21 protein-coding genes are annotated in these 20,993 nt (G+C 71.0%); 9 read left to right on the forward strand and 12 right to left on the reverse strand.

The window, feature by feature from the left end:
* Positions 1-121 precede the first annotated feature (121 nt).
* From ACYSUO_RS19785 to ACYSUO_RS19800, 4 genes are all read left to right on the forward strand, one after another.
* Entirely contained in the window at positions 122-1,453 is a 1,332-nt protein-coding gene (locus tag ACYSUO_RS19785; RefSeq protein WP_461777488.1) for a family 43 glycosylhydrolase, read from the forward strand.
* A 109-nt stretch (positions 1,454-1,562) separates the two neighbouring features.
* The gene (locus tag ACYSUO_RS19790; protein WP_461777489.1) at positions 1,563-1,769 is read left to right on the forward strand and encodes a DUF2180 family protein; all 207 of its coding nucleotides are present in this window, start codon (positions 1,563-1,565) and stop codon (positions 1,767-1,769) included.
* Positions 1,769-2,218 carry a Fur family transcriptional regulator gene (locus ACYSUO_RS19795; RefSeq protein WP_461777490.1) on the forward strand — a complete coding sequence of 150 codons (450 nt, stop codon included), beginning with the start codon at positions 1,769-1,771 and terminating at the stop codon, positions 2,216-2,218. Before ACYSUO_RS19790 ends, ACYSUO_RS19795 begins: the two co-directional genes overlap by 1 nt.
* Positions 2,219-2,357: 139 nt before the next feature.
* The gene (locus ACYSUO_RS19800; protein ID WP_461777491.1) at positions 2,358-3,116 is read left to right on the forward strand and encodes a class I SAM-dependent methyltransferase; all 759 of its coding nucleotides are present in this window, start codon (positions 2,358-2,360) and stop codon (positions 3,114-3,116) included.
* Between the two features lie 6 nt (positions 3,117-3,122).
* On the opposite strand, the gene ACYSUO_RS19805 is transcribed toward ACYSUO_RS19800, so the two are convergent.
* The 4 genes from ACYSUO_RS19805 to ACYSUO_RS19820 form a co-directional block, all read right to left on the reverse strand.
* On the reverse strand, positions 3,123-4,109 hold the full coding sequence (locus tag ACYSUO_RS19805; protein WP_461777492.1) for an MASE1 domain-containing protein: 987 nt from the start codon (positions 4,107-4,109) through the stop codon (positions 3,123-3,125).
* A gap of 100 nt (positions 4,110-4,209) precedes the next feature.
* Entirely contained in the window at positions 4,210-5,055 is an 846-nt protein-coding gene (locus ACYSUO_RS19810) for a PP2C family protein-serine/threonine phosphatase (RefSeq protein WP_461777493.1), read from the reverse strand.
* 118 nt (positions 5,056-5,173) lie between these two features.
* The gene (locus ACYSUO_RS19815; protein ID WP_461777494.1) at positions 5,174-6,610 is read right to left on the reverse strand and encodes an MFS transporter; all 1,437 of its coding nucleotides are present in this window, start codon (positions 6,608-6,610) and stop codon (positions 5,174-5,176) included.
* Between the two features lie 84 nt (positions 6,611-6,694).
* Positions 6,695-7,204: a nucleoside deaminase gene (locus ACYSUO_RS19820; RefSeq protein ID WP_461777495.1), complete on the reverse strand. Its 510-nt coding sequence runs from the start codon at positions 7,202-7,204 to the stop codon at positions 6,695-6,697.
* 183 nt (positions 7,205-7,387) lie between these two features.
* Here ACYSUO_RS19820 and cynR point away from each other — a divergent pair, with 183 nt between their 5' ends.
* Positions 7,388-8,329: a transcriptional regulator CynR gene (gene cynR, locus ACYSUO_RS19825; protein WP_461777496.1), complete on the forward strand. Its 942-nt coding sequence runs from the start codon at positions 7,388-7,390 to the stop codon at positions 8,327-8,329.
* A gap of 87 nt (positions 8,330-8,416) precedes the next feature.
* On the forward strand, positions 8,417-8,494 hold the full coding sequence (locus ACYSUO_RS19830; RefSeq protein ID WP_370443954.1) for a 50S ribosomal protein bL37: 78 nt from the start codon (positions 8,417-8,419) through the stop codon (positions 8,492-8,494).
* Positions 8,495-8,555: 61 nt separating this feature from the next.
* Here the strand turns inward: ACYSUO_RS19830 and ACYSUO_RS19835 are convergent, their stop codons facing one another.
* Positions 8,556-9,203 (reverse strand): GNAT family N-acetyltransferase, encoded by a 648-nt coding sequence (locus ACYSUO_RS19835; protein ID WP_461777497.1) that lies wholly within the window; start codon positions 9,201-9,203, stop codon positions 8,556-8,558.
* A gap of 185 nt (positions 9,204-9,388) precedes the next feature.
* Between ACYSUO_RS19835 and ACYSUO_RS19840 the strand changes: the two genes are divergently transcribed.
* On the forward strand, positions 9,389-9,712 hold the full coding sequence (locus tag ACYSUO_RS19840; protein WP_461777498.1) for a hypothetical protein: 324 nt from the start codon (positions 9,389-9,391) through the stop codon (positions 9,710-9,712).
* A gap of 36 nt (positions 9,713-9,748) precedes the next feature.
* Here the strand turns inward: ACYSUO_RS19840 and ACYSUO_RS19845 are convergent, their stop codons facing one another.
* Positions 9,749-10,567 (reverse strand): phytanoyl-CoA dioxygenase family protein, encoded by an 819-nt coding sequence (locus ACYSUO_RS19845; RefSeq protein WP_461777499.1) that lies wholly within the window; start codon positions 10,565-10,567, stop codon positions 9,749-9,751.
* A 160-nt stretch (positions 10,568-10,727) separates the two neighbouring features.
* On the opposite strand from ACYSUO_RS19845, the gene ACYSUO_RS19850 reads away from it, so the two are divergent.
* The gene (locus tag ACYSUO_RS19850) at positions 10,728-11,648 is read left to right on the forward strand and encodes a helix-turn-helix domain-containing protein (RefSeq protein ID WP_461777500.1); all 921 of its coding nucleotides are present in this window, start codon (positions 10,728-10,730) and stop codon (positions 11,646-11,648) included.
* Positions 11,649-11,706: 58 nt separating this feature from the next.
* Here ACYSUO_RS19850 and ACYSUO_RS19855 read toward each other — a convergent pair whose 3' ends face one another.
* On the reverse strand, positions 11,707-13,686 hold the full coding sequence (locus ACYSUO_RS19855; protein ID WP_461777501.1) for an oxidoreductase: 1,980 nt from the start codon (positions 13,684-13,686) through the stop codon (positions 11,707-11,709).
* 68 nt (positions 13,687-13,754) lie between these two features.
* The gene (locus ACYSUO_RS19860; protein ID WP_461777502.1) at positions 13,755-14,333 is read right to left on the reverse strand and encodes a TetR/AcrR family transcriptional regulator; all 579 of its coding nucleotides are present in this window, start codon (positions 14,331-14,333) and stop codon (positions 13,755-13,757) included.
* Positions 14,334-14,762: 429 nt separating this feature from the next.
* Here ACYSUO_RS19860 and ACYSUO_RS19865 point away from each other — a divergent pair, with 429 nt between their 5' ends.
* On the forward strand, positions 14,763-16,301 hold the full coding sequence (locus ACYSUO_RS19865; RefSeq protein ID WP_461777503.1) for a cellulose binding domain-containing protein: 1,539 nt from the start codon (positions 14,763-14,765) through the stop codon (positions 16,299-16,301).
* Positions 16,302-16,338: 37 nt separating this feature from the next.
* On the opposite strand, the gene ACYSUO_RS19870 is transcribed toward ACYSUO_RS19865, so the two are convergent.
* Genes ACYSUO_RS19870 through ACYSUO_RS19885 form a run of 4 tightly spaced genes read right to left on the reverse strand, consistent with a single transcriptional unit; the run spans position 16,339 to position 20,773 of the window.
* Positions 16,339-17,727, reverse strand: coding sequence for a GH1 family beta-glucosidase (locus ACYSUO_RS19870; RefSeq protein WP_461777504.1), 1,389 nt, complete (start codon positions 17,725-17,727; stop codon positions 16,339-16,341).
* Positions 17,728-17,735: 8 nt separating this feature from the next.
* A complete protein-coding gene (locus ACYSUO_RS19875) occupies positions 17,736-18,560 on the reverse strand; it encodes a carbohydrate ABC transporter permease (protein WP_461777505.1) in 825 nt (274 codons plus the stop codon).
* A 5-nt stretch (positions 18,561-18,565) separates the two neighbouring features.
* Positions 18,566-19,516 carry a carbohydrate ABC transporter permease gene (locus ACYSUO_RS19880; protein WP_461777506.1) on the reverse strand — a complete coding sequence of 317 codons (951 nt, stop codon included), beginning with the start codon at positions 19,514-19,516 and terminating at the stop codon, positions 18,566-18,568.
* A gap of 15 nt (positions 19,517-19,531) precedes the next feature.
* Positions 19,532-20,773, reverse strand: a complete 1,242-nt coding sequence (locus ACYSUO_RS19885) for an ABC transporter substrate-binding protein (protein ID WP_461777689.1) — start codon at positions 20,771-20,773, stop codon at positions 19,532-19,534.
* Between the last annotated feature and the right edge of the window lie 220 nt (positions 20,774-20,993).

A 20,993-nucleotide genomic window follows, 5' to 3' on the forward strand; every position in this document is an offset into this window, starting at 1 on the left:
CCTCGTCGCCGTCGGACCGGCACTCTCGCACCCATTTATGTAGGTGCTCTTGACTTAAATCGTGAACCCGCTGAAGCATGCTGCACACACCCGAGACCGACCAGCCGAGGAGCCACGCCTGATGACCCGGGACGAGACGAACGCAGCGCACATCGGCCGCCGCGGAGTGCTGGCCGGCATCGCCGGAACCATGGGCGCGGTGGCGCTCCCCGCGGGCTCCGCGCTCGCACAGCCCGCACGGCCGACCCGGCCCGCGGCGGGGCGGCCGTATCCGCCCAACTGGCCCGCCCTCGAACCGTACGGGCTCGCGGACACCCGCAAGGACCTCTGGCCGCGCGAGGACAACTCCTTCGTCCTGCCGCTCGAACTGCGGCCGCGTGACAAGGAGTTGGGGCGTGTCTGGATGCGCGACACCTACGTCAACTGCTTCGTCGTCGACGGCCGTCCGCTCTACGTGGCCACCGGCACCACCCGGGTGCCAGGGCTCTCGGCGGCCGGGCCCTGGAACGACGGCATCTTCGTGTGGACCGCCCCGTCGCTGCACGGCCCGTGGCGCCTCGCCGACACCACCGGCATTCGGCCCGGCGCCGAACGCGGCAAGGTGTGGTCGCCGGAGTTCGTGGACGAGAACCGGCCGGGGCGCACGGTGGTCGCGCCGTGGCAGGAGTACTGGCACGACGAGCAGTTCGGCAAGCGCGCCAACGCCTGGGCGCCCGAGCTGCACCGCTTCCGCGGCAAGTGGTACATCGTCGCGTGCATGGGCGACCACTCCAAGCTGGTCGGCTCCTTCATGCTGGTGAGCGACGGCGGGGTCGAGGGCCCCTACCGGCTCGTCGACGGCAATCTCGACAAGCCGTTCGGCGACGCGTTCATCGGCGGCCCCTCGTTCATCAAGCCGGGTGCGTACCACCACATCGACGGCGGCCTCTACACGGAGGGCGACGACGCGTGGCTGGTCCTGCACAACAACCTGTACGCCAAGTTCCGTCCCGACATGGAGGACATCGTCCCGACGACGAACCTCCCGGCGTTCCAGCAGACCCCGTACTCCCCGGAGCCGTACCTGGAGGGCGCGTACGTCTTCAAGTACGGCGGCAAGTACTTCCTGGTGCACGCGGCATGGGACCGCACCTCGGAGGGCGCGGACGGGAGCACGCGCTACGCCTACGACCCGGCAGGCACCGGCCGCACGCAGTACCAGTACGACGCCGTCGTCGCCGTGGCCGACCATTTCGAGGGCCCGTACTCCAAGCGCTGGACCGCGGGCGTCGGCGCCGGGCACAACAACTTCTTCGAGGACCACCACGGCGGCCTGTGGGCGACGTTCTTCCGCAACCCCGCCTTCGGCTACTGGGCCGACCCGTCGCGGTCGGGCGACGCCGCGATGGCCGGTGTCGTACGCCTGGAGTGGACCGGGCCGCAGGGCAACCGCCTGTACGTGAAGCGGACCTAGATTGGACTCGATCCAAACTGGGACGTACCTTGGAAGAAACCGAGGTACATATCAGCGCAGCCAGTGACGCCTGCCACCTCCGGTAACAAATCACCACGGAGGCCCCCACATGGCTTGCTACGACTGCATGCAGGAAAACCGTCCCGACTCGACCGGCATCGGCATCTGCACCCGCTGCGGCCTGGCCACCTGCCACGACCACTCGCGCGTGCTGGCCACGCACATCCAGCGGGCCAACGGCATGAGCCGCTCGACCAGCCGCATCGCCGGGCGGCGCGTCGTCTGCCGCACCTGCCTGGCCGCCGAGGCCGCGTAATGAGGGGCCAGGACGCGGGCGAGCTCCTCAGGCGCAGGGGTCTGCGCAGCACGGCGCAGCGGCGCGCCGTGCTGGCCGCGCTCCAGGTCCTGCCGCACGCGTCGGCGGCCGACCTGGAGGAGCGGATCGGACCGTCCGGGCCGGAGGGCTCCTCCGCGGTCCTGTCGCGTCAGGGCCTCTACAACGTCCTGGAGGACCTCACCCGGGTCCACCTCGTGCGCTGCATCGAGCCGGCGGGCTCCCCCGCCCGGTTCGAACTGCGCGTGGGCGACAACCACCACCATCTGGTCTGCCGCTCCTGCGGCCGGATTGAGGACGTGGACTGTGCCGTCGGCGCGGCCCCCTGCCTCGACCCGATCGAGGACAGCGGCTTCACCGTGGACGAGGCCGAGGTCACCTGGTGGGGCCGGTGCGCGGACTGCAGCCGTGCGTCGGAGCGGCCTTCCTGACACCCGGGATCCGGCGCGCGGGCCTTGTGCACGCGCCCGAGCCCGCGCCGCGATCTTTGTGGCTCCCGCCAGTCGGCCCCGGCGGTGTGCCGCGAGAAGACTGCTCGCAGACATGACCGAGCCCGTACGGGGAGGCAGCGTGAGCACGAGCGCGGAGCAGCAGTACGACCGGATCGGCGAGGCATTCGAGGGCTTCAAGGCTCTCCATCTGGCCCGCTACGTGGAGGTGCCCAGCTTTCTGGAGCTGGTCGGCGAGGTGCGCGGCAGGTCCGTCGTCGACCTCGCGTGCGGCACCGGTTTCTACAGCCGCCTGTTCAAGCGGCGCGGCGCCACCGAGGTGTGCGGCATCGACGTCTCGGGCGAGATGGTCGACGTCGCCCGCCGCATCGAGAGCGCCGACCCGCTCGGCGTGCGGTACGCCGTCGGGGACGTCGCCACGACCGACGCGCTCGGCGGGCGGCGCTACGACATCGCCACCGCAGTCAACCTGCTCAACTACTCCGAGACGGTCGACGCGATGACGGCCATGTGCCGCACCATCCACGCCGCCGTCCGCCCCGGCGGCACCTTCTACGCCCTGAACCAGAGCCCCGACTACGACTTCGACGGGCCGGGCCCGCGCCCGTACGGCTTCCACTGCGAGCTGGAGGGGAGCCGTGTCGAGGTGGGTCCGCGGGTGCGTGTCACCGCGTTCCTGGACCCCGAGCCGGTCTCCTTCGTCGCCAATCTCCCGCGCCGCGAGGTCTACGCCGAGGCCCTGACCCGGGCCGGTTTCACCGACGTCGCCTGGTCGCCACTGGCCGTCTCGGACGAGGGCCGCGCGGCGTTCCCCGCCGGTTTCTGGGACGCCTACGAGGCCAATCCGCCCTTCGAGCTGCTCACCGCCCGGCGTCCCTGAGCCGGCTCATCCGTCGGGGGCCTCGGGCGGGCGTCTGCCCGAGGACTCCGTGGGGTCCTCGCCCGCGGCGAGGTGTTCCAGCAGCTCGGCGAGTTCGTTGCACGCGTTCTGCACCGAGTGCCGGGTGGCCCGCTGCTCCGTGACGAGCGCGGACAGCAGGAGCGCCGTCAGCGCGGCGGCTCCGTTGAAGGCCTGGAGCTTGGTCATGACCTCGATGTTGGTCAGGTCGAGGAACGTACCGCGCTCCTGGTGCGCCGCGAACGTGGTGAGCACGGACGCGAACAGCGCGCACAGCATGCTTCCGGCCAGCTCGAACCGCAGCGCCGCCCAGATCAGCAGCGGAAAGACGAGGAAGAGCATGCTCGGCGAGCCGAGCACGGCGAACGGCACGAGCAACAGGGCCGCGGCCACCAGACACCCGCCCTCCACCCAACGTCGTACGGGTATGCGCCCCACCCGCTGCCGACGGGGCAGGAGTGTGCCCCGGCAGAGCACGAGCAGCAGCGGGGTCACGAGCAGCACACCCATGGCGTCGCCCACCCACCAGGCCAGCCACACGGGCAGGAAGTCCCCCGGGGCCAGCGACCCCGTCCACACCTGTGGCGCGACACCTGCCGTCGCGCTGATCAGCATGGCGCCGAGGCCGCCGAGGAAGACCAGGCTGGTCCCGTCGCGCAGCCGTGACACGTCGGGCCGGAATCCGACCCCTCTCAGCAGCAGAAGGGCGCAGAGCGGCCCTGCGGTGTTGCCCGCGACGGTGACGATCGAGGTGAGGTCGGGGGTGGTGAGGGAGGTGATCACGAGGAAGGAGCCGAGGGCGATGCCGGGCCAGACCGCCACGCCGAACACCAGTAAGGAGGCGACGGCGACGCCGGTCGGCGGCCAGATGGGGGTGACGACCACGCCCTCGACGCCGACCTGTCCCAGCAGGCCGAGGCGCCCTGCCGCGTAATAGCAGGCAGCCACGACAAGTGCCTTCAGGGCCATCTCCATGGCCGGCCGGAACCGCCGAGAAACCACCACTCAGCCATCAGACACCGAGCGGGTCTCCTCGGCCACGCGAAACCCCCCGCCCGTGTACGTCGCGCCCCCCTCAGCCGTTCGGCCGGCGTCGCACCGCGGCGCCGACGTCGTGGCCGACGACGAGGACGGCGGCGTCGTCCTCGTGGCCCACCGAATCCGCCAGCTTCATCACGCCCCCGGCCAGTGCGTCGACGCCGAGACCGGCCGCGGCCGTGACCTCGGCGAGCCGCCGCACCTGGCCGAGACCGTCGTCGAGGTCGAGGGAGGGGCCCTCGACCACGCCGTCGGTGGGCAGCACGAACACACCACCTGTCGTCAGCCGGTGGCACGCGACGGGGAAGGTGGCGCCCTCCAGGACGCCGAGCGGGGGCCCGCCCTCCTCCTCGTCGATGCCGGACCTGCCGTCGGCGGTGGCCCAGATGTGCGGGATGTGACCGGCCCGCGCGCACTCCAGGGTGCCGCTGGCCGGGTCGAGCCGCAGGAAGGTGCAGGTGGCGAACAGGTCCGTGTCCAGGGAGACCAGGAGGTCGTTGGTGCGGCCGAGCAGCTCCCCCGGGTCTCCGGTGACGGAGGCGAGCGCGCGCAGCACGACGCGGACCTGCCCCATGTACGCGGCCGCCTGGATGTTGTGCCCCTGGACGTCGCCGATGGACAGGCCGATGCAGCCGTCGGCCATGGTGAAGGCGTCGTACCAGTCGCCGCCGACGTTGAGTCCGTGGTTGGCGGGCATGTAGCCCACGGCGAGGCGGACGCCCTCGGGCTGGGGCAGGTCGCGGGGGAGCATGCCCCGCTGCAGCGCCACCGCCAGTTCGACGCGTGAGCGCTGCAGCTGTGCCAGCTCCCGCGCCCGGGCGGTGAGGGCACCGAGCTTGGTCAGCAGTTCCTGACCGTCCTCGAGGGACTCGCTGCGGAACATGGTTCGCCCCGTTCCAGGAGATTTTTCCCCACTGTGCCCGCGGACTGGCCCGGTCGCACGTTAACGGCCCGCGCGAGCGGTACGGCGTCTTCCCTCTACTTGTCCCCTGGCTGCGCTGTTACCCGGTGCGGCGAGGGCGGGCGAGCACCGCAGTGCCGAGCGCGGCCAGGAGCAGGCCCGCCAGCGGCCAGCGCACCGCCGTGGTGAAGCCGTGCAGGAGCGCGGTGCGGTGCGGGGCCACGAAGGCGGCGGCCGCGCCCGCGGCCACCGTGTTGAAGACGGCGGAGCCGATCGAGCCGCCGACTTGTTGGGCCGAGTTGAGGGCGGCCGAGGCGATGCCGGAGTCCTCGGGCGGCAGGTGGGACGTGGCGGTGGTCATCAGGGCCAGGAAGGTGGCGCCCATGCCGATGCCGAACAGGGCCAGTCCGGGCAGGATGCCGGTCGCGTAGTCCGCGTTCACTGTCAGGCGGCTGAGCCACCACAGGCCCGACGCGGCGACGCACAGGCCGCTCGCCATCATCACGCGCGCGCCGAGCCGGGGCAGCAGCCGGGTGCCGAGCTGTGTCGCGGTCAGCGTGGTGATCAGGCTCAGCGGCAGGAAGCCGAGGCCGGTGCGTGCCGCCGACCAGCCGAGGACGGTCTGCAGGTGGAAGGTGAGGAAGAGCGAGAGGGACAGCTGCGCCGCCATCAGGCAGGCCCCCGCCACGAGGGCCGCCACCCGGGCCGGATCGCGCAGCAGACGCGGCGGCAGCAACGGGGTGCGGGCCTTGCGCAGCCAACAGGCGAAGAGCACGAGCAGCACCAGGCCCGCCGACAGCGCCGTCACCACGGGCCGGCCCGTCCAGCCGCTGTGCTCCGCCGCGCTGAACCCGTAGACGAGCAGGGTCAGTCCGCCGCAGGCGAGCAGCGCCCCGGGGACGTCGAGGCGACCGCGGGTGCGCGGCGCCGTGTCGGGCGGCATGAGCACGCTGCCGGCGAGAACGGCCCCGGCGAAGAGGACATTGACGTACAGGCACCAGCGCCAGCCCGCGGTCTCGGTCAGCACGCCGCCGAGGGTGACACCGAGGGCGCCACCCGCACCGCCGAGCGCGCCGAAGATCGCGATGGCGCGGCGGCGTTCGCGGAGGTCCGGGAAGGTCGTCGTGATCAGGGCGAGCGCGCTCGCGGCAAGCAGGGCCGCGAACACTCCCTGGAGGGCGCGCGCCGCGAACAACGTCCCGGAGCCCGGGGCCGCGCCGCCGGCCGCGGAGGCGACGGCGAAGCCGGCCAGGCCGGTCAGGAAGACCCGCTTGCGGCCCACGAGGTCGGCGATCCGGCCCGCCAGCAGGAGCAGTCCGCCGAAGGCGAGGGTGTACGAGGTGATGGCCCAGGGACGGGCCGCGTCGCTCATGGCGAGGTCGCGCTGCATGGAGGGCAGCGCGACGTTCACGATGGTCGCGTCCAGCAGGATCATCAGCTGGGCGAGCCCGAGCACACCCAGACCCCACCAGCGGCGCGGTGGGGCGGGCGGTGACGAGGCGCCGGTGGTCGTGGCCGGGGCGCAGTCCTGTGTCATCGAATGTGGTCGTCCGTGGTGTTCGGTCGGGAAGCGGGCGCTGTTCGGGCAGGAGGTGGGCGGCGGGCGCGCCCCGTCAGGGCTTCAGGAGCCGGTGGGGGCGCCGGGGACGCGGCGCTCGCCGCCGTTGCGCCGCTGCCACTCGCGGTAGACCTCGACGGCGTCGGCGTGCGGCTCGTAGGTCATCGGCAGTCGGCGCTCGTCCCAGTCCTTGGCGAACTCGCCGTAGAACGTGTCGAGCTCGAAGTACTTGCGGTCGTCCACGTAGTGCGGGGCGTACTCCTCGCGGGTCGTGACGAAGACGACCTCGGCGGGGCTGCAGTAGTAGAGCGCGGCCAGGCACATCGGGCACGGGTGGGCGAGGACGTAGATCGTGGCGTCGGTGAGGTGCTCGGTGCCCAGCTTCGTGCAGGCCTCGCGGATGGCGAGGATCTCGGCGTGGGCCGTGGGGTCGTTGGTCTGCGCGACCTGGTTGGGGCTCTCCGCGATGATCTCGGCGCCCTGGACGATGACGGTGGCGAAGGGGCGTCCTCCGTCGGCGACATTGGCGCGGGCGATGTCGATGGTGCGCTGGGCGAAGTCCTTGACGTCCATGGAGAGCTCCTTCTCTTGCTGTTCCGATCCGGTCGCTCCCGGAAGACTCCTGGAGGGCTCCCGGAGGACTTCCGGAGGAGCGGGCCGATGGGTTCACGGTGCATCGGCTGGACCTATAGCGTCAAAGACTCGATGGGCATGGGTTGTATTGGTGTTCTCTATACCTGCTTCTACGCTGGGGGTATGACCGTCGAGCTGCGTCAGGTGCGCTACTTCATGGCCGTGGTCGAGCACGCGGGGTTCACTCGCGCCGCCGAGGCGCTGCGGATCTCCCAGCCGACTCTGTCCCAGCAGGTCAGACAGCTGGAGCGGAATCTGGGCGTGCAGCTCCTCGATCGCAGCGGGCGCACGGTGCGCCCGACGGACGCGGGGCGCGCGTATCTGGACCACGCGCGGCGCGCGCTGCGGGACCTGGCCGCCGGGGAGCGTGCGCTGCACGACGTACGGGATCTGTCGCGCGGGCATCTGCGCCTGGGGGTGACGCCGACGTTCACCGCGTACCTGCTCGGCCCACTCATCGCCGCGCTGCGGGAGAGGCATCCGGGGATCACGGTCGCCGTGCGGGAGCTGACGCAGGACCGGCTGGAGGCCGAGCTGCTCGCGGACGCGTGCGACCTGGGGATCGCCTTCCGGGGTGGTCAGTTGCCGGGGATCTCGGTGGAGCCGCTGTTCACGGAGAACCTGAGCCTGGTCATGGGTAACGGGGCCGATTCGGGCCAACCGGATGCCGGACCGTGGGCCGCCGCCGACCTGGACCGGCTGCATCTCGCGCTGCTCAGCCGGGACTTCGCCACCCGCGGCCGGATCGACGCGTACTTCGCCGAGCACCAGGTGCGGCCCCTGATCGCGGTCGAGGCCAATTCCCTGCAGACCCTGATCGACATCGTGCAGCGCACCGGCCTGGCCACCGTCCTCCCCGACCCGGTCACCCACGGCCATCCGCACCTGACCCCGCTCCCGGTCGACCCTCCCCTGCCCACGCGTACGGCCGCTCTCCTCAGCCGCGCGGACGGCTACCGGAGCGCGGCGGCGGAGGCTTTCGCCGGGCTCGTACGCGAGCACATCGAGGCTCATCCGTTCCGGCCGCCAGAGCCTCAAACCCATGTGACCCAGAACACACATTAAGCACGCATGATCACGGGTATGAGCCCGGGCGCTGCCTGGACAGATCCAGGGAGAACGACAAGAAACACCACACCCTGGGAGGTATCGATGTCCTCGAAGCGACGCCGTAAGAAGAAGGCCCGCCGCAAGAACGGCGCCAACCACGGCAGCCGTCCGCAGTCCTAAGGACTGACGGCAGCAAGAGAGAGCGGGGCGGCAGAACTTTCTGCCGCCCCGCTTTCGCGTCTCACGCGGAATGCCCGTCCGCATGTCCGTCCGCGTGGCCGGCGACGCGCTCGGTCAGCCGGGCCTTGACCCGCGGCCACTCCGTGGCGACGACGGAGTACATAGCCGAGTCCCGCAGCCGGCCCTCCTCCCCCGGCGCCCATGACATCGACCAGTTGCGCAGTACGCCCTCGAAGGTGGCGCCGAGAGCCAACAGGGCATGGCGTGAACGCTCGTTGCGGGCATCGGTCTTGAGGTCCACCCGTGCCACTCCGAGCTCCTCGAAGGCGTGGGCCATCAGGAGGAACTTGGCCTCGGCGTTGACCCCGGTCCCCTGCGCGGACGCGCCGAGCCAGGTGAAGCCGATCTCGACGGCGCGCGGCCTTCTCTCCCGGCCCGGCCAGAACCTCGGGTCCCAGTACGCTGTGCACCCCACCGCGCGACCGTCGCTCCGCCGGATCTGCGCGAACGGGACGAGCCCCTGCTCGATACGGGCGAACTGGCCCTCGATATAGGACTCGACCTGGTCGGCGCGGGGAACGAGCGTGAAGCCGTAGCGGCCGCGGTCTTCTTCGGCCGCACGAGCCAGATCGTCGGTGTGCGCGGCCGAAAGCGGCTCGAGCGCGACCAGGTCCCCCTTGAGTACGGGCATCTCCAACCAGGGACGCATGGCACCAAGCTCCTCTCGACTGCGCGGCGTTGAGGCGGCGACGCTATCGGGATCTTCGCCGCCGCTCACCTCCTTTCCGCGCCCACCGCGTCCCGAGGAGGCTGAACGGGTCCGCCGGGGCGTTCGTATCTCTCTGCGACGCACTGACCGCTACGCGCTGTGAGGCGTGGAGGAGGACCGTAGAGATGTCGGAATCCGGCCAACCACCGCTGCACGCACTGCCGGACGGTGAGGCGGAACTCGCCGTGGTGTTGCGGCTGACGTGGGAGGACGTCGCCGCGATCGGTCAGGAGGCGAGCAGGCTCGCCGCGCGGGCGCAGCGGGCCGTGACGCTGGACGAGGCGGTGAGCCACCGGCTGCGCTCCCGTCCGCCCGCCTCCCACGCGAAGCCGCCCCAGACCGGCGCCGCGGCCCTTCCGGTGTCCGTGCCGAACGGGCGGGCCCCGGGTGAGCAGGCCCGCCAGGCCATCGACAAGATCAACGGAAGGTCGGGGCCGGAAACGGTGTGAGTCGTTGGATGGCTAACGGTGTGAGTCGTTGGGTGACTAGTGCGGGGCCGGGGCGAACTCGGTTCCGCACGGGCCGCCGCCGGTGCTCTCCTGCGCCTCCACCGGCTGCCCGTCCATCGTCCGCAGGCCGTAGTAGCCGGCGATGCGCTCGGTGGACCGGCCGACGTAGTGGCAGATGAACGAGCGGCGGAAGCGGTCGGCCGTGCGGTTGGGTCCTGAGCCGTGCACCAGCGTGCCGTTGAAGAACAGGACGTCGCCGGGTGCCATGTCGACGGGCTCGGGGATGAGGCCCGCGGGCGGCGGCACGTACTCGCGCGCGAAGGACACGCTCGCGTCCGCCTCCTCGGGGCAGAACAGGTCCATCAGGTGGGTACCGGGGACGACTTCGAGTCCGCCGTTGTCCCGGTCGATGTGGTCGAGGGCGACCCAGGTGGCGATGCACGTTCCGGGTTCGACCCGCAGATAGAAGTTGTCCTGGTGCAGGGCCTGGCCGCGGGCGCCGGGCGGCTTGAAGTAGAACATGCTCTGCGCGGCGAGCGGTTCCTCGCCGAAGAGGCCCGTCAGGATGCCCGCGAGGCGCGGGTCGAGCAGTCGGCGCCTCGCCAGGTCGTTGAAGTGGTGCGGCTGCATCACGCGCGGGTAGGCGAGGAGCGGGTCGAGGGCGGCGCCGGCCGGCTGCGGCTTGGGTTCGAAGTGGCCGGGCACGGGGCCCGTGGCCTGCAGGCGCATGAACTCGTCGGTGAGTTCGCGTGTTTCGGCGGCGTCGAAGAGGGCCGGGGCGATCGCGTAGCCACGCTTGCGGAACTGTTCCTGGAAGGCGACTGAGTCGGGGGCGGCGAACTCGTGGGTCTGCACGGGGTGTTCCTCTCGGCGGTCGGGTCTCCGGCGGATGTCTGGCGGATGTCTGGCGGGCATCTCTTGAGCGCACACGGACCGTGTGCTGGACTGCTGCGGACTCGCGGTCCACGCGGAAGCGGACTGATCCGAAACTACGGTCGGGGGTGGCGGACACCGAATGACGGGCACCAGCGCGCACCTGCCTGAAACTGCTGCCGACACTCCGTCCCCGCCGGCGCAGCTGCTCGTCGCCTCGCCGTTCTCGCAGCCCGCCGACTACCGGGTGACCCGCGCCGCGGGCGCCGCCAACTGGCTGCTCATGTGGACCGCCGAGGGGCGTGGCCAGGTGCGGGGAAGCGGCCCCTGGGTCGCGCAGCGCCCCGGTGACCTCGCCGTGCTGCCCGCCCACCGCCGGCATGCCTACCGCACCGACCCTTCCGTACGTTCCTGGGGCGGCTGGTGGGTGCACTTCCAGCCGCGCGCGGCCTGGCCCGCCTGGCTGCGCGAGCACGGCCGGGACGGCGGGGTGTACTGCGTCGCGGGCGTGCCCGAAGCGGCGCGCGGCCGGGTCGACGCGGCCTTCCGGCGGCTGCACGCCGACGCTCGCTGGTCCGACGGGGAGGCGCCGCCCGCCCAGGACCCGGCGGGCATCGCGATCGCCTCCGCCGGGCCCGGCCGGGAACTGGCGCTCGGCGCGATCGAGGAGGTGCTGCTCCTGGCCACCGGATGCACCGCGGCCGCGGGCCGGGCCGCCTCGGCATCCTACGATCCGCGCATGGGGCAGGCCGACGCGATCATCGCCGCGGACCCCGGCGGCCCGCACACGGTCCGCTCCCTGGCGCGCCAAGTCGCCCTGTCCCCGTCACGGTTCGCGCACCTCTACGCCGAGCAGACCGGCCGCACGCCGATGCAGGCCGTGCGCGCCGCGCGCCTCGGCCACGCCCAGCAGCTGTTGGACGCCACCGACCTGGACATCGGCCAGGTCGCCCGGTCCTCGGGCTTCGCGAGCCCCTTCCACTTCAGCCGCGCCTTCCGCGAACGCTTCGGGGTGCCGCCGAGTGTGTACCGGGCGGGGACATCCGAGGAGCGGGGGCGGTAGCGGCGGGCCGACTGTCTGTGTCGCCCGGCGACCGTCGTCATACCGGCGCGCCGCCCCTTCACACCGCAGCCCCCGCCCGCAGCCCCTCAAGGACCGCTTCCTCCACCGACCGAGGGCTCACGCAGTCGCCGATCGATACGGCGCCGGGGTGGTCCGTGAGGTCCGTGACGGGTGTGTGGCCCTGGGCCAGGACGACGGCCGCGATGTCGTCGAGGATCACGGGCTCCTCCGTCAGGGTGTGCTGGAGGTAGGCCGTGTCGTTGTCGGCGCCGTAGAGGCGGACGTTGGGGAGGACCTCGATCTTCGCGCGCACCGCCGCCGTCAGCATGGCCGCGCGCACGTACTGCTGCAGGTACTCGCCCGCGGCGAAGCCCGTGACGCCCAGGGTCACGCGGCGTCCCTGCTGGGCGAGGAGGAGTGCGACGCCCAGGCCGACCCAGTCGCCGCGCCAGTCCGCGACGAGGATGCGGCCGCGCGGTGTGCGGGCGCCCTGGATGACCTGCCAGGCGTCGAGGACAACAGGGTCGTCCAGGCATTCCAGCGAAGGGCGCAGCGGCTGCGCGCCGGTCGCCAGGATCACGGTGTCCGGGGCGGCGTCGGCGAGCAGGGCGTGGTCGACGCGGGTGTCGGTGACGATGCGGGCCCCGGCGCGCCGTGCCTCGCCCTCCAGGTTGGTGGCCGCTCCCCCGAACTCGGCCCGGCCGGGCAGCTCTTGGGCGAGCAGGACCTGACCGCCCGGGCGTCGGCCGGCCTCGTACAGGGTCACGTCGTGTCCGCGGTCCGCCGCGACCGCCGCCGCCTTCAGTCCCGCCGGGCCGCCTCCGACGACCACGACGCGTTTGCGCCGGGTGATCAGAGGCAGCGCTCCGAAGCGCAACTCGCGTCCGGTCTCCGGGTGTTGGATGCAGGAAATGGGGTGGCCCGACTGGAAGTGACCGATGCAGGCCTGGTTGCAGCCGATGCAGGCGCGGATCGCTTCGGTGTCGCCGCGCTCGGCCTTGCCCGGCATGCGGGGGTCGCAGATCAGGGCGCGGGTCATGGCGCAGGCGTCGGCCTGACCCTTGGCGATGATGGTGTCCGCTTCTTGGGGTTGGTTGATGCGTCCCGCGACCATGACCGGCACGTTCACCACCTCCCGTACGCGGGCGGCCATCGGCGCGGTGTAGCCGGCCGGGTGGGCCATCGGCGGTGCAATGTGCTGCGCGGCGGACAGGGTCGCCGAGCCTCCGGCGCACACCGACACGTAGTCGACGAGCCCATCTGCGTCGAGTCGGGCCGCGACGTCGCACACCAGCTCCGGGGTGAGTCCGTCGTGGGCGAGTTCGTCGCCGGAGATGCGCAGGCCGATGACGAAGTCGTCGGCGGCGTGGCGGCGTGCGGCCGCGAGGGATTCGCGCAGAAAGCGCAGCCGGGCGTCCGCGCTGCCGCCGTAACCGTCGGTGCGGTGGTTGACCTGCGGGTTGAGGAACTGGGCGGGCAAGTAGCCGTGGCTGGCGACCACTTCGACGCCGTCGAGGCCAGCGTCGCGTAGCCTCCGGGCCGCCTCTCCGTAGCCCTCGATCACCTCGGTGATCTCCTCGCCGGTCATCGCGCGGGGCATCACGTGGAAGCGCTCGCTGGGCACGGCCGAGGGCGCCCAGGCGACGGGTGCGCTGCCGTCGGGGGACTCCAGGATCTCGCGGCCCGGGTGGAAGATCTGTCCGAAGACGGCGGCGCCGTGCCGGTGCGCGGCCTCGGCGAGGCGGGCGTATCCCTCGACGCACGAGTCGTCGTCTGCCATGAGGACGTGCGAGGTGTAGTGCGCGCTCTCGTGCACACCGCCGACCTGGACCACGATCAGGCCCACGCCGCCCTCGGCCCGCGCCGCGTGGTAGGCGACGAGCTCGTCGGTGACCTTGCCGTCGCGCACCAGGACGGTGTCATGCCCGGACGACACGACGCGGTTCTTCACCCGCAAGCCTCCGATCCGCAGCGGGCTGAACAGATGCGGGAACTGCGACTGCGCTTGCGACGACTGCGATTGCGACTGCGGCTCCATGCGGCTTCTCCGTCCCGGCGCGCCACGGCGCGCTTCAACTACCGTGCACTTCTGGCCTGTTCACACACTCATCGCACCCGGACGCCGAACATCGTGCGGGCCGTGCCGAGCAGCAGCTCCGCATACCGCTCGGGCGTCATGCCGCCCCCTGCCGCCACCGCCATGTCACAGCCGTCGACCAGGACCGCGACGGAGGCGATCGCCGTGTCCACCGGAAGCACGGGCACGAAGTCCCCCTGGATGACGCCGTCTTCGACGATGCCGGTGAGCAGCGTGAGCCACTCCTCGTGCACGGACCGCACGCCGTCACGCAGCCCGGGGTGACGGGCGGCGCTCGCGCAGAACTCCGTCCACGTCGCGCACCGGCGCTCCAACTCCGGGTCTCCGGTGAGGGCTTGGACGAGCAGCTCGAAGCGGTGCCACGGATCCGGTTCGTCCGCCGCCGAGGCCCGCCAGCGGGCGATCAGCTGCTCGATGGACCACTCGAAGGCCTCACGGAACAGGTCGTCCCGCGTGTCGAAGTGATGCTGCAGCGCTCCGATGGACACTCCGGCGGCGCGGGCGACATCCCGCAGCCGGGCGGCATCCAGGCCGCGTTCGGCCAGCACACGGGCTGCCGCCCGCAACACGTCCTCACGGTCGACCACAAGCCCTCCCCCGGCGTTGGCGAACGCCTCCGCGCCCCCAAGTAGCCAGAAAATAATAACGCATTATTGTGAGCTGTCACACAGGCACCCCCTGCCCGTGTGACACATCCCTCGCTGGCGGCGTGCGGCGGAATCGGCGGCGCCCCGACCAGTGCCGCCATCCTCCTCATTTCCGTGAGCCTGTACGGGTATTGCCGCCCGATACAAGAACGGCACCCCACCACTTGGCGCATCGAGACGCCTGACATGCCGGTCTCGCACGGAGACGTGGCGATTCGCGCCAAGTGGCCGGAGACATCACGCATGCGGAGTCGGGTAACTCACAGTGGGGCGGGCCGAGTTGTGCCCGGCGCGCACCGAGCGGGCACAAGTCGAACACAGCGCCTACGATGTGCCGCCGTGCCCCGCACCCGATCGTGAAGGACCCCCATGGCGCCCCCGCCCCGAGGCCCCGCCGGAAAGCGGCGCAAGCCGCGCACCTCGCCCGCCGCGTGGCTGGCCGCGCGCGCGTCCGCCGGCACGGAGCGCACGCGGGCCGCCCTGGCCGGACGCCGCACCGGTGCGTTCGTGGCCGGCGGCGCCGTGCTGGTCGCGGCCACGGTGGGCGGGGTCCTGCTGGCCACGGGCGGGGATGAACCGGCCTCACTGACCGCCCGCTACCAGGGCACGGCCACCTCTCAGGGCGCCTTCACCGGCCGCTACGTGATCCACAACGGCGGCGAGGCCACAGCCACCGACTGGAAGCTGTCCTTCACGCTGCCGAAGGGCGCGACCCTTTCCTCGCTGTCGCACGCGCACTACGCGGTGCAGGGCCGACACGTGACCGCCGAGGCCCGCCGGGGTGCCGCCCCGCTTGCGGCCGGGGATTCGGTCACGCTCGCCCTCAAGGCCCGCTCGACATCCGGCGCGCGCCCCACGGACTGCTCCGTCGACGGCGCCCCGTGCACGATCGGAGCGATACCCGCCCCGAGCCCGGCCGAAAGCAAGTCACCGAAGCCCTCCAACTCCCCGCCGAAGAAGCACACACCAAAGCCGAAGCCGACACACTCCAGCGCCCCTCCCGAGCCCGTCTCGTTCGCGCCCTACGTCGACACCTCCCTCTCCCCCGCCTTCGACCTGCCCCGGGCCGCCCGCAGCACGGGCGTGAAGACCTATACCCTCGCCTTCGTGAAGCCCAAGGGTGCCTGCACCCCGCAGTGGGGCAGGTCGACGCTCGACGACAACCCCGTCGCCGCCAAGATCGGCGCACTGCGCTCCGCGGGCGGCGATGTACGTGTCTCCTTCGGCGGGCAGAGCGGCAACGAACTCGCCCGCACCTGCACGTCGGTGTCACGCCTCACCTCCGCGTACGAGGACGTGATCGACCACTACAAACTCACCAAGGTCGACTTCGACATCGAGGGCGACGCGCTGACCGACCGCGCGAGCGTGGACCGGCGCAACCGGGTCGTCGCCGCGCTGCAACGCCAACACCCCGGCCTGGACGTGTCGTTCACGCTGCCCGCGCTGCCGCGCGGCATCACCGCGGACGGGCTCTCGCTGCTGCGCAACGCCAAGGGGCACGGTGTCGACATCGGCTCCGTCAACGCCATGGCCATGAACTTCGGCTCCTCCCCCGCGCCGCACCCGCGCGGCCGGATGGGCAAGTACGCCATCGATGCCGCCGAGGCCACGCACGCACAGCTCAAGGACATCATCGGCGGCTCGGACCGCGAGGTATGGAACCGTGTCGCCGTCACCCCGATGATCGGTGTCAACGACATCGACGAAGAGGTCTTCACGCTCTCCGACGCCGCCGAACTCGGCGCGTTCGCCAAGTCCAAGGGCATGGCCTGGGTCTCCCTGTGGTCGGCGACCCGCGACCGCGCGTGCCCCGACGGCCCGGGCGGCCCCGCGGCAGCGACGTGCAGCGGCGTGAGCCAGTCGACCGACGCGTTCATGAAGGCGTTCTTGTCACACATACGTTGACGTCGGACGACGCACCAACCGTCCCTGAACACGGGCGTCAGCCCCGGTGCGCCGCGATCAGTTTCCGGTACCAGTGGTAGCTGTCCTTCGGCGTGCGCTCCTGGGTGTCGTAGTCGACGCGGACGACGCCGAACCGCTTCGCGTAGCCGAGGGCCCACTCGAAGTTGTCGAGCAGCGACCACACGTAGTAGCCGCGCACGTCGACGCCCGCGTCCATCGCCGCGCGGAGTGCCGTCAGGTGGCTGTGCAGGTAGTTGACGCGGTCGGTGTCGTGCACGGTGCCGTCGGCTGCCGGTTCGTCGTGTTCGGCGGTGCCGTTCTCCGTGATGTGGATCGGCGGGAGGGCGTCGCCGTACCGGGCCTTCAGCGTGGTCAGCAGGTCGGTGAAGGACTCGGGAACGACGGGCCAGCCCATCGCCGTGCGCCGCACGTCGGGGTAGGGGCGCTCCTCGTACCGGTTGTCGGTGGCGACGCGGCGCGCCGGGTCCGGCTCGCGGTGCGGGGCGTCGGCGACCACGATCGGGCGGTAGTAGTTGACGCCGAGGAAGTCGAGCGGCTGCCCGATGAGGTCGAGGTCGCCTGCGCGGCGGAAGTCCTGGCGGGCGATGAGTTCGCCCCAGGTGTCGTCCTCCGTCGTCGGGTAGCGGCCGGCGAGGATCGGTTCCGTCCAGACGAGGTTGTGCTGGGTGTCGGCGCGGGCGACGGCCGCGCGGTCTGCGGCCGCCTCGGTCGCGGGGACGTTGCGGTCGAGGTTGAGGGTGATGCCCGCCTCGCGTACGCCCGCCGCCCGCAGCGCTTTCATCGCCAGGCCGTGGCCGACGAGCAGGTGGTGTGCCGCCGCCAGGGCGCCGGTTCCCTCCTGCGCTCCGGGCGCGTGGCGGCCCACCGAGTAGCCGAGGAAGGCGCTGCACCAGGGCTCGTTGAGGGTGATCCAGCGCGGGACGCGGTCTGCGAGGTGCTCGGCGACGATCGCCGCGTACTCACCGAACCGTTCGGCGGTCTCGCGGACGCGCCAGCCGCCGCGGTCCTCCAGTGCCTGCGGCAGGTCCCAGTGGTACAGCGTGGCGGCCGGCTCGATGCCCGCTTCCAGCAGTTCGTCGACGAGCCGCGAGTAGAAGTCCAGGCCCTTCGGATTGGCGGGCCCCTCCCCCGTCGGCTGGATACGTGGCCAGGCGATCGAGAAGCGGTACGAGTCGACGCCGAGGTCGCGCAGCAGTGCCACGTCCTCGGGGTAGCGGTGGTAGTGGTCGCAGGCCACGTCGCCGGTGTCGCCGTCGTGCGTGCGGCCGGGGGTGTGACTGTAGGTGTCCCAGATGGAGGGGCCGCGGCCGTCCTCCTTCGCGGCTCCCTCGATCTGGTACGAGGCGGTGGCCGCGCCGAAGACGAATCCTTCCGGGAACACGGGCAGAGGGTTCACGTCGCTCATGGCTGGCCTTACTTGATGGATCCGCCGGTGATCCCGGCGGCGATGTACTTCTGGGCGAGGACGAGCAGCACGGCGGCGGGGATCGCCGACAGGACGGACGCGGCCATGACCGACCCCCAGTCCCCGACGTGCGCACCGATGTACTGGTAGATGCCGAGCGTCACGGGCTTGACGTCGTCCGTGGTGTTCAGCGTGAGCGCGAACATGAAGTCGCTCCACGCGTACAGGAACGAGAAGAGGCCCGCCGTGATCAGGGAGTTGCGGCTCATCGGTAGCACGACCTGGATGAAGGTGCGCAGCTTGCCCGCACCGTCGGCCTCGGCCGCCTCGATGACCTCCTTCGGGATCGCCACCATGAAGGAGCGCATGAGGACGATGGCGAAGGGGATGCCGAGCGAGGCGTCGGCGAGCATCAGGCCGAAGTAGGAGTTGACCAGGCCCAGATCGACGTACGCGCTGTAGAGGGCGTTGGCGATGACGATGCCCGGCACCATCTGCGTGATGAGTGTGCCGAAGACGATGGTGCGGCTGCCGCGCAGCCGGAACTGGGCGAGCCCGTAGGCGGCGGGCGCGGCGATCGCCAGGCAGATGACGACGGCGCCGAGCGCGACCGCGAGCGAGGTGAGCAGGTGGCCGCCCTGCTCGGTGATGGCCGATGTGAAGCCGGACAGGTCGAGCGAGTGCGGCACGGGCGAGACCTCGAGCAGTCCCGACTCCGGCTGCAGCGCCGTGTTGATCATCCAGTACAGCGGGAACAGCATCACGCCGAGGATGACGATCCCGGCGACGGTGGCGCCCCAGCGCCGCCCGGACGTGGTGGTGGCGTTCGCCATGCCGGTCACTTCCCCTCGGAGCGGTTGGCCCGCAGGTAGAACACCGCGAAGACGGCGGAGATGAGGATGAGGACGTTGCCGACGACGGCGCCCGCGCCGAAGTCGAGCTGGACGAAGGAGTTCTGGTACGTGAGGGTGCCGAGCGTCTGGGTGGCGTCGGCGGGGCCGCCGTCGGTGAGGGCGAGGATCAGGTCGAGGATCTTCACCGTCGACATGAAGCCGAGCACGAGCACGACCGTGATGACGGGCTTGAGCAGCGGCAGCGTGATCGAGCGGAAGGTGCGCCAGGCGGACGCGCCGTCCAGGGAGGAGGCTTCGTACAGCTCCTTGGGGATCTCCTGGAGCCCGCCGTAGAGGATCACCATGTTGAACGGGATGCCGATCCAGATGTTCACCATGACCACGGAGAACAGGGCCATGCCGGGGCTGGTCAGCCACGGGGTGGCGCCACCGAGGCCGATGGTCTCGGCGAAGGAGTTGAGGACGCCGGTGTCCTGGTCGAGGATCCGGCGCCACACGATGCCGGAGACGACCATCGGGACGAGCCAGGGCAGCAGGATCAGCGAACGCAGGAAGCCGTTGAGCGGGAACCGCTTGGTGAAGAAGACGGCGAGCGCGAGCCCGATGCCGAACTGGCCGATCAGCGAGCCGATCGTGAAGACGATGGTGTGCCACAGCGCCTTGCCGAAGAGGTCGTCGTTGAAGACCTTGCTCCAGTTGTCGGTGCCGTTGAAGGGGGACTTGCCGTCGAAGAAGGTGGACGGCGAGAAGTCCTGGAAGCTCATCACGACGTTGCGGACGAGCGGGTAGCCGAAGAACAGCAGCATGAAGACGACGGCGGGGGCGATGAACCCCCACTGGCTCAGCCTGCGGCGGCGCCTCGCGCGCACCGGGTCGGTCTTCTTCTGAACTGCCGCGCTTCGGACGGAGGGCGCGGTGGCCGTGGTGGTCGACATGACGGTGTGTCCCCCTCAGTTCCCGCTCGTGGCGCGGGTCTGCGCCTTCTTCAGCGCGGCCTCGCTGGACTGCCCGGTCAGCGCCGACTGGAAGGCGCTCTGGAGGGCGAGCGACACGGACGACCAGCGCGCTCCGACCTTCGCGGTGCGGGAGCGGGCGGTGGCCACCTGGTCGGCGAGCGCGTCGAGTTCGGGCACTTCCTTGCGCCAGGTCGCGGCGGCCTTCTCGTTGGCCGGGACCATCCAGCTGTTGCGGGCGTAGGTGATCTGCTCGCGCTCGGAGGACATACAGCGGATGATCTTCGCCGCGGTCTTCTGGCGGCCCGTGTCCTCGGTCTTCGGGACGGTGAGGACGGCGCCGCCGAGCGGTCCCACGGACTTGTCGCCGCTGCTGGGGACCGGGATCTTCGCGATCTCCCAGTGCAGGTTCTTCTTGGTGTTCAGCGTCTCCACCTGCCACGGACCGTTGATCATCATCGCGGCGTTGCCGGCCATGAACTGGTCGTTGACGTCGGCCTGTGTCCAGTTGACGGTCGACCTGGACAGCGAGCCGTCCTTGATGAGGCCCTTCCAGTAGTCGAGGGCGCCCGCGACCTTGTCCGAGGCGAGGTTCGTCTCGTCGCCGCCGTTGGACCACATGAACGGCGCGAACTGGAAGACGCCGTCCTCCGCACCGCCCGCGCTCAGCGCGATCCCGTACTGGCTTCCCTGGGTGAGCTTCTTCGAGGTCTCCCTCATCTCGTCCCAGGTGGTGGGCACTTCGAGCCCGGCCTTCTTCAGGATGTCCTTGTTGTAGAAGAGGGCGAGGGTGTTCACCGTGCGCGCGGCCCCGTAGTACGTCCCCTTGTACGAGCCGAAGTCGACGATGCCCTTCGGGATGTCCTTGGTGGACAGGCCAAGGGAGCGCAGGTCGACGAGGCCGCCGGCCTCCGCGAACGTCGGCATCTCGGAGGCGTCGAACTGGATGACGTCCGGGAGCGACTTCGACGACGCCATGCGCAGCGACTTCTGCATGACCTGCGCGGCGGGCACGCTCTGCTGCTCGATGGTGAGGCCGAGCTTTGTGCTGCAGCGCTTCAGCGTGGCGGCGTCCCAGCCGTGGTACGAGGCGTCGGTCGAGGAGTTGAGAACGGTGAACACACCGGGGTCGCGCCCCGCGCCGCAACCGGTGAGCGCCGCGCCTGCGACGAGCGCGGAAGCGGCGGTGAGTGCCGCGGTGGTGCTTCGGCCGCGGCGGCCGCGCCGGGGGCGCGGCACGTCCGGTGGAAGTGCTGCTGTCACGGTGGATACCCAAGCCTTGAAGGGGTGGCCGGCCCCGACGGAACTCCCGTGTCCCGGCGAGGTGTTCGCATCGCGCGGTACGGCTCCGGCCCGCGCCGCACACGCAGAGCGCGTTTTTGTTTTCCGCCATGACTAATACGTCATCAAGCGCTTCGACACCAGACCTTGGGACCGACTTCATCGCTCGCGCACAGCC

The sequence above is a fragment of the Streptomyces sp. UC4497 genome, assembly GCF_054871485.1.

Bases quoted from the DNA above. Each gene is read 5' to 3' on its own strand.
- ACYSUO_RS19790 (WP_461777489.1), top strand. From the start codon at position 1,563: ATGGCTTGCTACGACTGCATGCAGGAAAACCGTCCCGACTCGACCGGC.
- ACYSUO_RS19850 (WP_461777500.1), top strand. From the start codon at position 10,728: ATGACGGGCACCAGCGCGCACCTGCCTGAAACTGCTGCCGACACTCCG.
- ACYSUO_RS19835 (WP_461777497.1), bottom strand. From the start codon at position 9,203: ATGCGTCCCTGGTTGGAGATGCCCGTACTCAAGGGGGACCTGGTCGCG.
- ACYSUO_RS19805 (WP_461777492.1), bottom strand. From the start codon at position 4,109: ATGGAGATGGCCCTGAAGGCACTTGTCGTGGCTGCCTGCTATTACGCG.
- cynR (WP_461777496.1), top strand. From the start codon at position 7,388: ATGACCGTCGAGCTGCGTCAGGTGCGCTACTTCATGGCCGTGGTCGAG.
- ACYSUO_RS19865 (WP_461777503.1), top strand. From the start codon at position 14,763: ATGGCGCCCCCGCCCCGAGGCCCCGCCGGAAAGCGGCGCAAGCCGCGC.
- ACYSUO_RS19830 (WP_370443954.1), top strand. From the start codon at position 8,417: ATGTCCTCGAAGCGACGCCGTAAGAAGAAGGCCCGCCGCAAGAACGGC.
- ACYSUO_RS19815 (WP_461777494.1), bottom strand. From the start codon at position 6,610: ATGACACAGGACTGCGCCCCGGCCACGACCACCGGCGCCTCGTCACCG.
- ACYSUO_RS19810 (WP_461777493.1), bottom strand. From the start codon at position 5,055: ATGTTCCGCAGCGAGTCCCTCGAGGACGGTCAGGAACTGCTGACCAAG.
- ACYSUO_RS19785 (WP_461777488.1), top strand. From the start codon at position 122: ATGACCCGGGACGAGACGAACGCAGCGCACATCGGCCGCCGCGGAGTG.
- ACYSUO_RS19840 (WP_461777498.1), top strand. From the start codon at position 9,389: ATGTCGGAATCCGGCCAACCACCGCTGCACGCACTGCCGGACGGTGAG.
- ACYSUO_RS19820 (WP_461777495.1), bottom strand. From the start codon at position 7,204: ATGGACGTCAAGGACTTCGCCCAGCGCACCATCGACATCGCCCGCGCC.
- ACYSUO_RS19870 (WP_461777504.1), bottom strand. From the start codon at position 17,727: ATGAGCGACGTGAACCCTCTGCCCGTGTTCCCGGAAGGATTCGTCTTC.
- ACYSUO_RS19855 (WP_461777501.1), bottom strand. From the start codon at position 13,686: ATGGAGCCGCAGTCGCAATCGCAGTCGTCGCAAGCGCAGTCGCAGTTC.
- ACYSUO_RS19795 (WP_461777490.1), top strand. From the start codon at position 1,769: ATGAGGGGCCAGGACGCGGGCGAGCTCCTCAGGCGCAGGGGTCTGCGC.
- ACYSUO_RS19875 (WP_461777505.1), bottom strand. From the start codon at position 18,560: ATGGCGAACGCCACCACCACGTCCGGGCGGCGCTGGGGCGCCACCGTC.
- ACYSUO_RS19880 (WP_461777506.1), bottom strand. From the start codon at position 19,516: ATGTCGACCACCACGGCCACCGCGCCCTCCGTCCGAAGCGCGGCAGTT.